14 protein-coding genes and 1 pseudogene are annotated in these 14191 nt (G+C 73.1%); 8 read left to right on the forward strand and 7 right to left on the reverse strand.

Annotated elements, in window-relative coordinates; all coding sequences use genetic code 11:
* The 3 genes from ACFVZW_RS32195 to ACFVZW_RS32205 all read left to right on the forward strand — a co-directional run.
* Positions 1-2109: DEAD/DEAH box helicase (locus ACFVZW_RS32195; protein ID WP_384528872.1), on the forward strand; the 2109-nt coding region annotated here is incomplete at its 5' end.
* The gene (locus tag ACFVZW_RS32200; protein ID WP_384528875.1) at positions 2106-3383 is read left to right on the forward strand and encodes an SWIM zinc finger family protein; all 1278 of its coding nucleotides are present in this window, start codon (positions 2106-2108) and stop codon (positions 3381-3383) included. The genes ACFVZW_RS32195 and ACFVZW_RS32200, both read left to right, overlap by 4 nt.
* Before the next feature lie 222 nt (positions 3384-3605).
* Entirely contained in the window at positions 3606-4394 is a 789-nt protein-coding gene (locus tag ACFVZW_RS32205) for a chaplin (RefSeq protein ID WP_384528879.1), read from the forward strand.
* Between the two features lie 15 nt (positions 4395-4409).
* On the opposite strand, the gene ACFVZW_RS32210 is transcribed toward ACFVZW_RS32205, so the two are convergent.
* Together ACFVZW_RS32210 and ACFVZW_RS32215 are read right to left on the reverse strand one after the other, a co-directional pair.
* Positions 4410-5069, reverse strand: a complete 660-nt coding sequence (locus ACFVZW_RS32210; RefSeq protein WP_384528882.1) for a DUF2293 domain-containing protein — start codon at positions 5067-5069, stop codon at positions 4410-4412.
* A gap of 9 nt (positions 5070-5078) precedes the next feature.
* The gene (locus ACFVZW_RS32215; RefSeq protein ID WP_384528885.1) at positions 5079-5537 is read right to left on the reverse strand and encodes a hypothetical protein; all 459 of its coding nucleotides are present in this window, start codon (positions 5535-5537) and stop codon (positions 5079-5081) included.
* 80 nt (positions 5538-5617) lie between these two features.
* Here ACFVZW_RS32215 and ACFVZW_RS32220 point away from each other — a divergent pair, with 80 nt between their 5' ends.
* Both ACFVZW_RS32220 and ACFVZW_RS32225 read left to right on the forward strand, forming a co-directional pair.
* Positions 5618-6352 carry a hypothetical protein gene (locus tag ACFVZW_RS32220; protein ID WP_383561036.1) on the forward strand — a complete coding sequence of 245 codons (735 nt, stop codon included), beginning with the start codon at positions 5618-5620 and terminating at the stop codon, positions 6350-6352.
* Positions 6353-6387: 35 nt separating this feature from the next.
* Positions 6388-6475 (forward strand): annotated as a pseudogene (locus ACFVZW_RS32225).
* A 305-nt stretch (positions 6476-6780) separates the two neighbouring features.
* Here ACFVZW_RS32225 and ACFVZW_RS32230 read toward each other — a convergent pair.
* Complete coding sequence (locus tag ACFVZW_RS32230) at positions 6781-8199, reverse strand: MFS transporter (protein WP_384528888.1); 1419 nt, start codon at positions 8197-8199, stop codon at positions 6781-6783.
* 63 nt (positions 8200-8262) lie between these two features.
* Positions 8263-9474, reverse strand: a complete 1212-nt coding sequence (locus ACFVZW_RS32235; RefSeq protein ID WP_384528891.1) for a pyridoxal phosphate-dependent aminotransferase — start codon at positions 9472-9474, stop codon at positions 8263-8265.
* Positions 9475-9558: 84 nt separating this feature from the next.
* Between ACFVZW_RS32235 and ACFVZW_RS32240 the strand changes: the two genes are divergently transcribed.
* The 3 genes from ACFVZW_RS32240 (at position 9559) to ACFVZW_RS32250 (ending at position 11428) form a co-directional block, all read left to right on the forward strand.
* Positions 9559-10215, forward strand: coding sequence for a winged helix-turn-helix transcriptional regulator (locus tag ACFVZW_RS32240; protein WP_384528894.1), 657 nt, complete (start codon positions 9559-9561; stop codon positions 10213-10215).
* Positions 10216-10314: 99 nt separating this feature from the next.
* Positions 10315-10722 (forward strand): cupin domain-containing protein, encoded by a 408-nt coding sequence (locus ACFVZW_RS32245; protein ID WP_384528897.1) that lies wholly within the window; start codon positions 10315-10317, stop codon positions 10720-10722.
* Positions 10723-10777: 55 nt separating this feature from the next.
* A complete protein-coding gene (locus ACFVZW_RS32250) occupies positions 10778-11428 on the forward strand; it encodes a uridine kinase (RefSeq protein WP_384528900.1) in 651 nt (216 codons plus the stop codon).
* Here the strand turns inward: ACFVZW_RS32250 and ACFVZW_RS32255 are convergent.
* The 3 genes from ACFVZW_RS32255 to ACFVZW_RS32265 are packed head-to-tail and all read right to left on the reverse strand — an operon-like array spanning position 11425 to position 14139.
* Positions 11425-12339, reverse strand: coding sequence for a carbohydrate kinase family protein (locus ACFVZW_RS32255; RefSeq protein WP_384528902.1), 915 nt, complete (start codon positions 12337-12339; stop codon positions 11425-11427). The genes ACFVZW_RS32250 and ACFVZW_RS32255 overlap by 4 nt on opposite strands.
* Positions 12336-13250 carry a pseudouridine-5'-phosphate glycosidase gene (locus ACFVZW_RS32260; RefSeq protein WP_384528905.1) on the reverse strand — a complete coding sequence of 305 codons (915 nt, stop codon included), beginning with the start codon at positions 13248-13250 and terminating at the stop codon, positions 12336-12338. The genes ACFVZW_RS32255 and ACFVZW_RS32260 overlap by 4 nt, the downstream gene beginning before the upstream one ends.
* A gap of 49 nt (positions 13251-13299) precedes the next feature.
* Positions 13300-14139 carry a hypothetical protein gene (locus ACFVZW_RS32265; protein ID WP_384528908.1) on the reverse strand — a complete coding sequence of 280 codons (840 nt, stop codon included), beginning with the start codon at positions 14137-14139 and terminating at the stop codon, positions 13300-13302.
* Positions 14140-14191 lie beyond the last annotated feature (52 nt).

The raw sequence follows: 14191 nt of genomic DNA on the forward strand, positions 1-14191 counted from the left end.
CGGGGGGGGGGGGGGGGCGCCGCGCCCCCCCCCCCCCCCAGCGCCCCGCCCCCCCGCGACGACCTCTTCGGGCCGCGCGCCAGGATCGACGCCGTCCTCGCGCTCCGCCGCGCCGCCCGCGTCTGGCAGCCGCTCGGCAGGCTCCTGGAGCGGGACGTCCCCGACGTCCTCGCGCTGACCGAGGACGAGCTGTACGAGCTCCTCGGCCCCGCCGCGACCCGACTCGCCGACGCCGGGGTCGCCGTCCACTGGCCCCGCGAGCTGGCCCGATCGCTCAGCGCCTCCGCGGTCGTGCGGCCGGCGCTCTCCGCCCCCGGCTCCGCCACCGACGGCACGACCTTCTTCGACAGCGAGGAACTGCTCCGCTTCAACTGGCGGCTCGCCCTCGACGGAGACCCGCTCACCGAACGGGAGATGGACACCCTCGCCGAGTCCCACCGCCCCATCGTGCGGCTGCGCGACCAGTGGGTGGTCGTCGACCCCGACCTCGTCCGCAAGGCCCGCAAGCGGGAACTGGGCCTGCTGGAGCCCGTTGACGCCCTCGCCGTCGCCCTCAGCGGCACGGCGGAGGTGGACGGCGAGACCGTCCGTGCCGTGCCTGTAGGAGCCCTGGCCGCCCTGCGGGACCGGCTCGTCGCCGGACCCGAGGACATCACCGCGCCCGCCGGTCTGGACGCCACCCTGCGCGACTACCAACTGCGCGGACTCGCCTGGCTGGACCTGATGACCTCGCTCGGCCTCGGCGGCTGCCTCGCCGACGACATGGGCCTCGGCAAGACCGTCACCCTCATCGCCCTCCATCTGCGCCGCGCCCGCCGGGCCCCCACCCTGGTCGTCTGCCCCGCCTCCCTGCTCGGCAACTGGCAGCGGGAGATCCGGCGATTCGCCCCCGGCGTCCCCGTCCGCCGCTTCCACGGCGCCGACCGCTCCCTGGACGGACTCGACGCGGGCCCCGACGCCGGCGGATTCGTCCTCACCACCTACGGCACCCTGCGCACCAGCGCGCCCCGACTGGCCGGACAGGAATGGGGGATGGTCGTCGCCGACGAGGCCCAGCACGTCAAGAACCCCTTCTCCGCGACGGCCAAGGCGCTGCGCACCATCCCGACGCCGGCCAGGGTCGCCCTCACCGGCACCCCCGTGGAGAACAACCTCTCCGAGCTGTGGGCCCTGCTCGACTGGACCACCCCCGGCCTCCTCGGCCCCCTGAAGACCTTCCGCTCCCGCCACGCCCGCGCCGTGGAGAACAACGAGGAGATCGAGAACGAGGAGGCCGTCGAGCGCCTCGCCCGCCTCGTCAGGCCCTTCCTGCTGCGCCGCCGCAAGTCCGACCCCGGCATCGTCCCCGAGCTGCCGCCCAAGACCGAGTCCGACCACCCCGTGGCGCTCACCCGCGAACAGGCCTCGCTCTACGAGGCGGTGGTCCGCGAGACCATGGCGCAGATCGAGGGCGCCGAGGGCATCGCCCGCCGCGGGCTCGTCATGAAGCTGCTCACCTCGCTCAAGCAGATCTGCAACCACCCCGCCCAGTACCTCAAGGAGCAGACGGCCAAGGGTGGTGGCACGGCCCGGCTCGCCGGCCGCTCGGGCAAGCTCGCCCTGCTCGACGAACTCCTCGACACCATCCTCGCCGAGGACGGCGCCGTCCTCGTCTTCACCCAGTACGTGACCATGGCCCGGCTCCTCGCCGACCATCTGGCCGCTCGCGCGATCCCGGCCCAACTGCTGCACGGGGGCACGCCCGTGGCCGAGCGCGAGCGGATGGTGGACCGCTTCCAGTCCGGCGACGTGCCCGTCTTCCTGCTCTCCCTGAAGGCGGCCGGCACCGGGCTCAACCTCACCCGGGCCGGACACGTCGTCCACTTCGACCGCTGGTGGAACCCGGCGGTCGAGGAGCAGGCCACCGACCGGGCCTACCGCATCGGACAGACCCAGCCGGTCCAGGTCCACCGGCTCATCGCCGAGGGCACCGTGGAGGACCGCATCGCCGAGATGCTGCGCGCCAAGCGGGCCCTCGCCGACGCCGTCCTCGGCTCCGGAGAGGCCGCGCTGACCGAACTGACCGACCGCGAGCTGGCGGACCTGGTCTCGCTGAGGAGGCCGTCATGAGCCCCCGCCGACCCCCGGCCGCGCGGTTCGCCGGCCCGCGCCACGACGACCGCCGCCGGACGTTCCCGGCGCTCGCCCCGCTCGGGGCGCCGGACGGCCGGTTCGCCGCCACCTGGTGGGGCAACGCCTGGGTGGACGCCCTGGAGGACACCGCCCTCGACCCCGCCCGGCTGGCCCGCGGCAAGGCCTATGCCGAGCGCGGTCACGTCGACGCGATCACGGTCACCCCCGGCCGGGCCGTCGCCTACGTCCACGGCAGCCGCCCCCGCCCGTACCGCACCGAGATCCGGCTGCGCACGCTCGGCGACGACGGCTGGGAGCGCTTCCTGGACGAGGTCGCGGCGCGGCCCGACCACATCGCCGCCCTCCTCGACAAGGACATCCCGCATGCCGTCGAGGCCGTCACCGGACTGCTGCCCGCGCCCGGGGACCTGATCCCCGACTGCTCCTGCCCGGACGACGGCTTCCCCTGCAAGCACGCCGCCGCCCTCTGCTACCAGTCGGCACGGCTCCTCGACGAGGACCCGTTCGTCCTCTTCCTCATGCGCGGTCGAGGCGAGCAGGAGATCCTCGCCGCCCTCACCCAGCGCAACGCTGCCCGCTCCGCCGCCGAACAGAAGGCGTCCGCGCCGCCGATGGCCATGGTCCCGGCCCGTGCCGCCCTCGCCCAGGACCCCGGTCACGCCCTGCCGCCGCTGCCCCCGCCGCTGCCCGCCCCCGCGCATCCCGGCCGCCCTCCGGCCTATCCCCCGGACCCCGACGCCCCGGACCCTCTCGCCCTGGACCTGCTCGCGACGGAGGCGGCCGCCCGCGCCCACGTCTTCCTGGTGACCGGACACGATCCCGTCGCCACGCTCACCGCCTGGCAGGACGCCGTGCGGCTGGCCGCCGCACACCCCGGCTCCGGGCTCACCGCCTCCACCCGCGCGCTGTACCGCGACCTCGCGTACGCCCTCGACCGCACGCCCAGCGACCTGGCTCGCGCGGTCGCCGCCTGGCGCCAGGGCGGCCTCGCCGGGCTCGCCGTCCTCGAAGAGCCCTGGGACCCGCCCGCCGGTCCCTTCGACCGGGCCCGACCCGCCCTGCTCGCCGCCGACTTCCCCGCCTTCCGGCCCTGGCGCAACCGGCTGTCGACGCGATCCCTCCAGCTCCGCTTCGGACGCGACATGCTCTGGTACGGGTACGAATCGGACGCCGACCGCGAGGACTGGTGGCCGCGCGGCACTCCCGACCCCGACCCCGTCGGCGCACTCACCGATCTGCTCGGCCACTGATCCGAGGGCCGGTGGAGTCGGCCCCCGGTCGTTCCGTTCGCCGCCGATCCTCGCCGCGGCACGATAATCGTCTCCGAGCGGAGTCGGTAGTTCCCCATACGTTCGAGGTCACACCCACTCGATGGAGTGAATCGCGCCAGCGGCCTGATCCAGCCGGGTCAGGTTCGCGTTAAGTGCGGTACGGGCGCGAATGCCCGTTAAACCTCCGGAAGGCAGGAAGCCATGAGGCAGATTCGCCGAAGTGGTCTGGCCACACTGATGGTCACGGGTGGCGCGCTCGCGCTCTCGGCGGGCGCCGCCCACGCCGACTCCGGCGCGCAGGGCGCCGCGGTCGGTTCGCCGGGTGTGATCTCCGGCAACGCGGTTCAGCTGCCGGTGCACGTCCCGGTCAATGTCTGTGGGAACACCGTCAATGTCATCGGGCTGCTCAACCCCGCCGCGGGCAACCGCTGCGCGAACATCAGCCGGTCCGACGGGTACGGCTCGGACGCGGACGGCGGCGGTCGGACGCACAAGGACATGCCCGCCTCCCCGCGTGCCGGCGGGGGAAGCCACGGCGGACACGCGGGCGGACACAGCGGGGGTAACTCCTCCAACGGCGGTGGAGCCATCGCCGAAGGCCACGCCGTGGGTTCCCCCGGCGTGCTCTCCGGCAACGGACTCCAGCTGCCGATCGACCTGCCCGTGAACGTCGCCGGCAACTCGGTCAACGTGGTCGGCATCGGCAACCCGGCCATCGGCAACACCGCGGTCAACGGCCCCTCCCAGCCCGAGGAGCCCGGCGAGGAGCCGGAGCGGAACGTGCCCCCCAAGCCGCTGCCCGTCCCGGTCACCGACACCGAGACCGAGACCGAGCCGGAGGCCCCGGCGCCCGGCCCGCAGACCAGCTCGGTCGCGCTCGCCAGCACGGGTTCGGAGCTGGCCGGCTCCGCGGCCGCGGCCGGCGCGGCGCTCCTGATCGGTGGCGCCCTGGTCTACCGTCGCGCCCGCCGCATGGGCGCGCAGGTCTGAGGCCCGCGCGGGCTCTCATACACCTCGCCAGGCCCGGAGCACCGCCTCGATGGCCGGTGCGACCCTCATCCGGGCCTGGTGGCGGGGTACGCCCCGCATGAGCAGCGCGTCGTACTCGGTGTCGACATGGCGTACGGCCGCCCGCACGGCCGCTGTGACCGCACCCCGGTCCAGCGCCCGCCCGGCCGCCGTACGTCCCACCCGGCCGCTGCCCTTCTGCGCGGCGTGGCCCGCGATCTCCGCGGCCCGATCGGCCGGGCAGCAGGGAAAGAGCCGCAGGATCTCGGCCTCCAGCGCCGCCGTGACCTCGGCGTCCCGATCCGCGCGGCGCACGGCGTCACGGGCCCGACGCCGCGCCCGCGCCTCCGCGTCCGCCAGACAGGCAGCCTCCGCACGGACGAGCGCCGCCTCCTCGACGAGCAGCCCCTGACGCTCGTACCGCGTTCGGCGCCGGTTGTGCCGTACGACCACCGCCCAGAGCGAACTGCCCTCGCGCGCCCGCCGGGTGAGCGCGGTGTCCCCGCGGCGCAGGAACACCAGATGGCCCAGGTCGGCGCAGTCCAGGCAGACGGGCGCGTTGAACTCGACGATCATCCGCTCCAGCGGCCCCTGCCGGCACTCCGAGCAGCGGCGGCGCTTGAGCGGTTCGACGACGACGGGTGCGACCAGGTCCACGGTGCCCCCTCAGCGGACGCCGGGAGCGGCCGCGGCGATGAACTCGTCGAGGATCTCCTTCGCCCGGTGGGAGCGGTGCGCGCGGTCCTCCTCGCCGGTGGCCTCGTGCATGCAGTTGGTCATCTCGAAGGCCGATTCGGCCAGTTGGCGGGTGTCCGCGTCGTCGCACACCAGCTGGACACGGAAGAGGGCCTGGCGGGTAGCGGTGCGCTGACGGTACGAGGCGTAGCGCGACTCCTCGGCCTCCTCCGAATCCGGGTCCTGGGCGGCCCGGAACCAGCGGTCGTTCTGGCTGCGCCGGTAGTCGACGACCGCGCCGGCGAAGGCGCTGTAGGCCGCGATCCGTTCCTGGCGCAGCTGCTCGTCGCGGGCCAGCGCCGCCGTGCGTTCGGCGGCTCGGCCCTGGAACCAGTGTGTGGCGACGACACCCAGCAGGGTTCCCACCACGGCGATCAGCGCCGTCTCCATGACCGGTTGCTCCTCGGCATGCTCAAGTGGCGTCAATATTCGTTCGATTCGGCGCCCCGGTCCCGGCTAGGGTCCGTCACGTGGCAACGAAACTCAATCAGATCATCGCAGTGGAGAAGGGCGTCAAGTCCAGGGCGCATCAGGACCTCACCGCGGCGCACCACGGGCTGCAGAAGCCCGCACTGCTCGCCGGCATCTCCCGTACGTACCAGCCGAAGGACGAGGAGGGCGAGCAGCTTCCGCCCGAGTCCACGCTGGTGCAGGTGAAGGCCGAGGACGTGCTGCGTGACACCGCGCGGGCGTTGACGCGACTGTTCGATGTCACCGCGACCAAGGACTGGGCCAACTGCGACGCGCGCGCCGACATCACCGTCGACGGGCGCGTGCTGGTCAGCCGGGTGCCCGTCGCGTACCTCCTCTTCCTGGAGAAGCAGCTGACGGACATCAACACCTTCGTCCGCAAGCTGCCCGTCCTGGACGCGGCCGAGTCGTGGACGCAGGACCCGTCGACCGACGCCTGGAAGACCGACGTCGTCCGCACGGTCCGGACGAAGAAGGTGCCGCGCAACCACGTCAAGGCGGAGGCGACGGACAAGCACCCGGCGCAGGTCGAGGTGTACTACGAGGACGTGCCGGTGGGGTACTGGACCACCGTGAAGTTCTCCGGCGCCCTGCCGGCCCGGCGGGTGAACGAGCTCCTGGAGCGGGTGGAGAAGCTCCAGCAGGCGGTGAAGTTCGCCCGTGAGGAGGCGAACAGCGCCGAGGTCACCGACGAGCGCGTCGGGGACGCCGTCTTCGGCTACCTCTTCGGGTAGCGGGACACCCATGAACTCCCCGGCCACAGAGCACGGCCGGGGTGCGCGAGGAGCGCAAAGCTGAAACTGAGCCTTGTCGTGACAACCGCGGTTCCAGTGGAGGTTCGAGTCCTCCTCCCGGCGCTCTCGTTCCGTGCCGGGATAGCCCAAGCAGGCAGAGGCAGACCGCGATCAATCTCAGACTATTGCTCCAGACTCAGCATTCGCCGCTCATCGCCGGATCGACCGGGCACGGGCCCTGGTGCGTCGAAATGCCAGTTCGAATCTGGTCCGCCGAGCTCGATCGGCGGTGGTCCAACGGCAGGACGCGACGCAATGACGACTGACCCGAGCCCTCAAGCGTGCCGGCGTGTGAATGTGAGCGGCATCGACAGGGTCCGGGGGCAGGCTACGCCCTCGGACCCGCTCCTTTTCCCGGCGCCGACCCCCTACGCCCCGCGGGTCTTGGCAGGTACGCACCGCCAGGCGAGGACGGCGGCCGTCAGATAGGCGAGCGCGCCGACGGCCATGCTGACGCGCAGCCCGGTGCCGGCGGCCGTGGCGAGCAGGCTGCCGCCGAGCGCGACCCCCGTGGCGCTCCCGATCTGCCGGGTGGTGTTGAACAGGGCGGACGCGGTTCCCGAGTACGCAGCCGGCGCGGCACCCATCACGGTGGCGGTCGAGCCGGTGAGGGCGAAGGAGGTACCGAACCCCGCGGCCATCATCGGGGCCACCAGCAGCGCGTAGGCGGGGTCGGCTCCCGCGGCGGCCCAGCCGGCCAGCCCCAGGGCGGCCAGGAGCATGCCGGAGACCACCAGCGGACGGTCGCCGGTGCGGCGGGCCAGCCGTCCGGACAGCACGGACGCGAACATGGTCATCGCCACGGCCGGGAACAGCGCAAGACCCGTTTCGAGGGCGCTGAAGCCGCGGTGCTGCTGGAACTCCAGGCTGGCGGTGAACACCATGCCGTAGAAGCCGAAGTTGAAGAGCAGGCCGATGACGGCTCCGCCGCCCATCGCTCGGGAACGCAGCAGGTCCAGCGGGAGCGCGGGGGACCGGGCCAGCCGCTCGCGCACCACGAACGCGACGGCGGCCAGCACGGCCAGCCCCAGCCCGCCGAGAACGAGCGGATCGGACCAGCCCCGCCGTCCGGCCTCGTTCAGCGCCCCCGTCAGCAGCGCCACGCCCGCGACGACCGCGCACTGCGCGGGCCAGTCCAGGGCCCGGGTGGATCGCCGCGGCGAGCGTCCCACGTGCCGCAAGGTCAGCATCAGACAGGCCGCGCCGACGGGCAGGTTGATGAGGAAGACCCAGCGCCAACCCACGGTGGAGACGAGCAGTCCGCCCAGGAGAGGCCCGGCGGAGGCGGCGATGCCCGCCATCGAACCCCACTGTCCGAAGGCCCGCGACCGGGCGGCCGGTGCCGGGTAGGCCTGCTGGAGCAGGGCGAGGGAACCGGGCACGATCAGCGCCGCGCCGAGCCCCTCCACCAGGCGGGCCGTCACCAGGAAGGGGGTGCTGGGGGCGACCGCGCACGCGGCCGAGGACACGATGAACACGACGACGCCCGCGCAGAAGACCCGGCGGTTGCCGAGCCGGTCGCCCAGCGCGCCACCGGTCAGCAGGAATCCGGCGAAGACGAGGGTGTAGCCGTCGGTGATCCACTGGATGCCGGTGAGCGAGGCCGACAGCTCCCGGCCGATCACCGGCACGGCGACGTTGAGGATCGTCACGTCCAGGATCACCATGAAGTACCCGGCGCACACCGCCAGCAGCGGCGCCCAGGTCCGTCGTTCCGGCTTCGGTGACGGATCCCGTGGCGGCTCGGGTGAGGGCGTGGGCCCGCCGGACGACTTCCCGAACTCCACGGCCCCAACTCCCATCCGTCCGCGGAGGCCCACGTCACAAGCCAGCGTAGGGCGCGTGTCGCCCTACTGCCGGTAGCCGCTCAGGAAGCGGCCGATGCGGCTGATCGCCGCGTCGAGGTCATCGGCGTACGGCAGCGTCAGGATGCGGAAGTGGTCCGGCCGCGGCCAGTTGAAGCCGGTGCCCTGCACGACCTGGATCTTCTCGCGCAGCAGCAGGTCGAGGACGAACTTCTCGTCGTCGTGGATCTTGTGCACCTTCGGGTCCAGGCGCGGGAAGGCGTAGAGCGCGCCCTTCGGCTTCACACAGGAGACGCCGGGGATCTCGTTGAGCTTCTCCCAGGCCTTGTCGCGCTGCTCGTGGAGCCTGCCGCCCGGGGCGGTGAGTTCGTGGATCGACTGGCGGCCGCCGAGCGCTGCCTGGATGGCGTACTGGGCGGGGGCGTTCGGACACAGCCGCATGGAGGCCAGCATGGTCAGCCCCTCCAGATAGCTCTTGGCATGCTGCTGAGGGCCGCTGACGACCAGCCAGCCGGAGCGGAAGCCGGCCACCCGGTACGTCTTCGAGAGGCCCCCGAAGGTGAGGACGACCAGGTCGGGGGCGAGGGAGGCGGCGGGATAGTGGACCGCTTCGTCGTAGACGATCTGGTCGTAGATCTCGTCGGCGAAGACCATCAGTCCGTGGCGGCGGGCGAGGTCGAGGATGCCCTCGACGATCTCGCGCGGATACACCGCACCCGTGGGGTTGTTGGGGTTGATGATCACGACGGCACGGGTGCGGTCGGTGATCTTCGCGGCCATGTCGTCGAGGTCCGGGTACCAGTCGGCCGACTCGTCGCACAGATAGTGCACGGCCTTGCCGCCCGCGAGGGTGGTCACCGCCGTCCAGAGGGGGAAGTCGGGGGCGGGGATCAGGACCTCGTCGCCGTCCTCCAGGAGCGCCTGGACGGCCATGGAGACCAGCTCGGAGACGCCGTTGCCCAGGAAGACGTCGTCGACGCCGACGTCCGGCAGACCCATGGCCTGGTAGCGCTGGGCGACGGCGCGGCGGGCGGAGAGGATGCCCCGGGAGTCGGTGTAGCCGTGCGCCTTCGGGAGCATCCGGATCATGTCCTGGACGATCTCCTCCGGCGCCTCGAAGCCGAAGAGCGCTGGGTTGCCGGTGTTGAGGCGCAGGACGCTGTGGCCCGCCTCCTCCAGGGCGTTGGCGTGCTCGATGACCGGGCCGCGAATCTCGTAGCAGACCTCGCTCAGCTTGCTCGACTGCCGGAACTCCATGCGACGACCTCCCCAGAAGGATTGATACTTGGTTTTACCAAGTTCGAGCTTGGAAAGTCCAACAACTTGTCTATGCTGCGTCGTATGCCTCGCCGCCGAAGCTATGACCAGTACTGCGCAGCCGCCCGTGCCCTCGACGCCGTCGGTGACCGCTGGACTCTGCTGATCGTCCGTGAACTCCTCGCCGGGCCACGCCGCTACACGGATCTGCATGCCGACCTCCCCGGTGTCAGCACGGACATGCTGGCCGGTCGCCTCAAGGACATGGAGGGCGCAGAACTCGTCACGCGCCGCCGCCTTCCGCCGCCCGCATCGGCGTACGTGTACGAACTCACCCGGCGGGGCCGTGAGCTGCTGCCGGTGCTGCGGGCCCTGGCGGAGTGGGGTGCGCCCGCCCTGGAGGAGCCTCGACCCACCGACGCCGTACGCGCCCACTGGTTCGCGATCCCGCTGCTGTCCTCCCTGGAGGGCGCGGTGGCGGGAGTGGTGCATGTGGTCCTGGACGAGGGCGAGTTCCATCTACGCGTCGGGGGTGACGGGCAGCCGTCGGAGTACGGGGACGGGCCGCCGGCCGAGGCCGCCGACGTACGGCTGCGGACGGACTCCGCGACCTGCCGGGCACTGGCGAGCGGGGAGTCGACTCTCGGCCAGGCGGTACGCGACGGTCGGGTCGAGGTGGAGGGGGACGATCGCCTCGCCGGTGTGCCGCTCGACCGGCTCGCACCGCTGCCGGTGGACTGATCGTCAATCCCCGTCCGGGTCATCCCCCTTACGAGTAGCGTATGGCTGTTTGGCGGCCTTGAACCGAGAGGTCGCGTGGGGAAGTGGGAGGGCTGCTCCATGGGGATCGACATCTGCACCGACCGGGGCACGCACCCCGCTCAGATCCTGGTGGCCAAGGGCACTTCCAGCGGCACGCTCCGGATCCGGCCACCCAAAGGCCGTACGGACGTCGTCTTCCGTACCGTCACGCTCGCCCCGGGCGACTCCACCGGCTGGCACCACCACCCCGGCCAGATCATCGCCGTCGTCCAGTCCGGAACGCTGACCCGCATCCTGCACGACTGCTCGGTCGAGACGGCCTCCGCGGGGGACGCGTTCGTCGAACCCGCGGGCCTCAGGAACCGGCACATCGGGCACAACTTCGGCTCCGAGCCCGTCGTGCTCCACATGACCTGCCTGCTGCCCCAGGACGCGCCGCTCTCGATAGCGGCGGACGCCCCGGACTGCGCGCTCCGCCTCCCCTAGGGGGTGTTCGTAGAATCGTCGCCCGAACCCTGACGCCCAGAGCAAGGTCACGCCCGTGCGAGTCGAAGCGATCACCTGGGAGCGGCTGTCCGATACCCTGGCCGGGCACGTCGAGGGGCTGGAGCCCGGGGACGGCGGAGAGCGGCTCAAGATCGCCGTCGACGGTCCGCCCGCGGCGCCGACCGGGGAGACCGCCGAGCGGATCGCCGAGGCGCTCCGGCTGCTCGGCCGCTCCGTGCTCGTCGTCGGCACCGAAGGGTTCCTGCGGCCCGCCTCGCTCCGCTTCGAGTACGGGAAGCAGGACCCCGACTCGTACTACAGCGGCTGGTACGACACCGGGGCGCTGTGGCGCGAGGTGTTCGGGCCGCTGGAGGCGGGAGGGAGCGGGCGCGTGTTGCCCGACCTCTGGGACCCCGTACGCGACCGGGCCACCCGCAGCCCCTATGTGGAACTTCCGCCCGGGGGCGTGCTCGTGGTGCACGGCCCGTTCCTGCTCGGGCACTGGTTCCCCTTCGACCTCACCGTCCATCTGCGGCTCTCGCCGGGCGCCCTCGCCCGCCGCACCGAGGAGTCCTGGACCCTGCCCGCCTTCGCGCGGTACGAGAACGAGGTCGGCCCCTCCGACACCGCGGACGTCGTCGTCCGCGCCGACGACCCGCGCCACCCGGCCTGGACGGGGCTCAAGGGCCAGGGACTCGGCGACTAGGGACTCCGGACGTGGCCTGGTGCGCTCGCCGCGGGGCGGCCGCCCACGACCGTCACCGCCTCCGCGCCCGCCCGGCACCCCGCCGCGGCCGCCGCCGTCGGGTCCGCGCCCGCGAGCCGGGCCGCCAGGAACGCCCCCGTGAAGGCGTCACCCGCCCCCGTCGAGTCCACCGCCCGCACCGCCGGCGCCGTCACCCGGCCCGTCACCGAGCCGGCCTCCGCGACCAGCGCGCCCGCCGCGCCCAGAGTGACCACGACCAGCGGGAACGTACGGCTCAACACTTCGGCCGCCTGTGCCGGTTCGGCGCAGCCGGTCAGCAGGCGGGCCTCGTCGGCGTTCGGGAACAGCACCCCCGCGCCCTGGGCGGCGGTCAGGAACCGATCCACGCCGAGCCGCTCCAGAAACCCCGTGGAGGCCGGGTCGACACTCACCGGAACCCCAGCCTCCCGCGCCGCTCGCAGGGCGCACAGCGCGGTCGCGCGACTGGGGGCGGCGAAGAAGAGGTACCCGGACAGGTGCAGATGGGCCACGCCGTCGAGGAGGGCGTCGGTCCAGTCGGCGGGGGAGAGACGCAGAGCCGCCCCGCTGTCGGTCAGGAACGTGCGCTCCGTGCTCGCGTCGACCAGCGCGATCACCGTCGCCGTGGCGGCGTCCGCGTCCGCGACCAGCAACGGCCGCACACCGGCCCGGCGCAGCGCCCTCTCGTGCCAGTCGGCCGCCTCGGTCCCGACGCGGCCGAGCAGCCGCACATCGCTCCAGCCCGAACGCGCCGCCCAGCAGGCCGCGTTGGCCCCGGCTCCGCCCGGCAGCGTGCGGATGGCGGCCGCCGTGTCGGTCGCGGGCGCCAGCGGGGTGCCGTGCCGGGCCACGACATCGGTGACCACATCGCCGACGACCAGCAGGCCGCTCACGCGCCGCCTTCGGCATACGCCGCTGCGATCCGCGCCGCGAGCCGCACATTGCCCCGCACCGCCGCGAGGTTCGCCTCCAGAGAGGCGCCTTCGGTGTGCACGGTCAGATACTCCAGCAGGAACGGGGTCACGGCCTGCCCCGTGATCCCCTTCTCCTTCGCCGCCGCGAGGCCCTGCGCGAGGACCCGGTCGTGCAGCTCCGGATCCAACTGGTCCGCCACGGGCACCGGGTTGGCGACGATCAGCGCCGCGTACGGCTCGCCCAGGTCGTCCTGGGCCCGTATCACGCCCGCCACCGCCTCGGGTGTCTTCAGGGTCCAGGCGACGGGCTCTCCGGACGAGGCAAGGTAGAACCCTGGGAAGTGCTCCGTCCCGTACCCCACCACCGTCACGCCCAGCGTCTCCAGCCGCTGCAGCGTCGCCGGGACGTCGAGGATCGACTTGACCCCCGCACACACCACCGTCACCCCGACCCTGGACAGCAGCCGCAGGTCGGCCGACTCGTCCTGGGTCTCGCTCCACTCGCGGTGCACCCCGCCGAGCCCGCCGGTGGCGAAGACCCGTATGCCGACGGAGTCGGCCAGCCACGCCGTCGCCGAGACCGTCGTCGCGCCCGTCGCCCCGGTCGCGAGCGCGGGCGCCAGATCGCGGTGGCCCAGCTTCCGTACGGACGGATCCTCCGCGATGCGGGTCAACCCGTCCTGATCGAGGCCGACATGGGCCGTGCCGTCGATCACGGCGATCGTGGCGGGCACGGCGCCGCCGTCCCGCACCAGCGCCTCCAGCTCCCGCGCCACGGCCAGATTGCGCGGACGCGGCAGACCGTGGGCGATGATCGTGGACTCGAGCGCGACGACGGGACGGCCCTCGTCGAGAGCCTCCCGCACCTCTTCGGACACCTGTGTGGACATGTCCCATCTCTGGCGCGACAGCGAACCACTCAAACCTTGGTGGCGGCGATCAGCCACAGCGCGGCAGGCCGGGCAGCCGGGTCGCGTCCACCACCTGGATCACCGGCCGGGAGCCGGACGTCTTGGCGTTGCCGACGCTGTACGCCACGGCCAGCGCGCCGCCCCTGGCCTGCGCGTACCCGTAGGCCGGAGTGATCCGCGCGTACGAGCCGGAGTCGAGGTCGAGCGCGTAGGAGGTCTCCGGGGTGCGCCAGGTGACCAGGCGGCCGCTGATCCGCAGCTGGTCCATGCCGTCGACGGCCGGGGACGTCGTCACGACCGCGGTCGGCCGCGCGTCTCCCGTCCGCCACACCATCAGCCGGGGCTCGGCCTCGCCCTCCACCCAGGCCCAGGTCCTGCCGTCGGAGACCACGGACCGGACGTCGCGCAGCGCGGCCAGGGCGTCGGGCAGCGCGGCGGTCCGCGCCCCGGTGCGGGAGACGGCGGCAAGCCGTGTCCCGGAGCCCACCGACTCGCGCCACACCAGCAGGTCGCCGGCGGCGAAGGGGGCGTCCATCACCCCCGTGCGCAGGGCGCGCGGGGCGCCGCCCGCGGCCGCCGCCGCGTACACGGTGGCCTTGCCGTCGCCGACCCCCTGCGCCCAGTGGACGGTGCCGTCGCGGACGACGGGCTGGGGCAGCGGGCCCGGGCGGTCCGCCCGGGCGAGCCGCCGGGACGTGCCGGTCGTGGCGTCCCAGACGTACAGGCTCCATGGGCTGTCCAGGGTCCGCCCCTCCAGGACCGCGAACGCGGCCCACCGCCGGCCGTCGAAGTCGGCGGCGAGCAGCTGGTGTTCGACGGGGTCGGCGAGGGTGAGCAGGGTGCGGGGCGGGGCCGGCTCCGGCCCCAACGCCGCCCCGGGCGAGCACACCCGCGCGGTGAGGGACGGGGGCCGTCAGGGG

The organism is Streptomyces sp. NPDC059567, assembly GCF_042735655.1.
Classification (GTDB): Bacteria; Actinomycetota; Actinomycetes; order Streptomycetales; family Streptomycetaceae; genus Streptomyces.

What these genes read in the sequence shown, in the direction of transcription:
- ACFVZW_RS32200 (WP_384528875.1), top strand. Translation starts at nt 2,106, where the DNA reads ATGAGCCCCCGCCGACCCCCGGCCGCGCGGTTCGCCGGCCCGCGCCAC.
- ACFVZW_RS32205 (WP_384528879.1), top strand. Translation starts at nt 3,606, where the DNA reads ATGAGGCAGATTCGCCGAAGTGGTCTGGCCACACTGATGGTCACGGGT.
- ACFVZW_RS32215 (WP_384528885.1), bottom strand. Translation starts at nt 5,537, where the DNA reads ATGGAGACGGCGCTGATCGCCGTGGTGGGAACCCTGCTGGGTGTCGTC.
- ACFVZW_RS32235 (WP_384528891.1), bottom strand. Translation starts at nt 9,474, where the DNA reads ATGGAGTTCCGGCAGTCGAGCAAGCTGAGCGAGGTCTGCTACGAGATT.
- ACFVZW_RS32240 (WP_384528894.1), top strand. Translation starts at nt 9,559, where the DNA reads ATGCCTCGCCGCCGAAGCTATGACCAGTACTGCGCAGCCGCCCGTGCC.
- ACFVZW_RS32245 (WP_384528897.1), top strand. Translation starts at nt 10,315, where the DNA reads ATGGGGATCGACATCTGCACCGACCGGGGCACGCACCCCGCTCAGATC.
- ACFVZW_RS32260 (WP_384528905.1), bottom strand. Translation starts at nt 13,250, where the DNA reads ATGTCCACACAGGTGTCCGAAGAGGTGCGGGAGGCTCTCGACGAGGGC.